This window comes from Lysobacter sp. ESA13C, assembly GCF_019970005.1.
GTDB classification, from domain to species: Bacteria; Pseudomonadota; Gammaproteobacteria; order Xanthomonadales; family Xanthomonadaceae; genus Lysobacter; species Lysobacter antibioticus_B.
The window spans coordinates 1-231 of the sequence record NZ_JAHXYK010000060.1 but is presented as its reverse complement, the minus strand read 5'-3'; the positions used below and the strand labels follow the sequence as shown (position 1 = coordinate 231).

Annotated in this window: 1 protein-coding gene; it reads right to left on the bottom strand. The window is 68.8% G+C overall.

Annotation, left to right across the window (positions count from 1 at the left end; genetic code table 11):
- A partial coding sequence (locus LC490_RS24335; protein WP_223621919.1) for an AMP-binding protein occupies positions 1-231 on the bottom strand: 231 nt, incomplete at both ends.

Below are 231 nucleotides of genomic sequence, written 5' to 3'. Positions count from 1 at the left end.
CGTCCGGCAGCCAGCGGCCCAGGTCGCCCGAGCGATACATCCGCGCCTCGGGGACCGCACTGAACGGATCGCGCACGAAGCGCTCCGCCGTCAGCTCCGGCCGATTCAGATAACCCCGCGCAACACCCACGCCCGCCAGATGAAGTTCGCCGGCTACCCCGATCGGCGTCGGCTCGCCGCGCGCATCGAGGATATAGATTCGCGTATTCGGAATCGGGCGGCCCAGTGGCA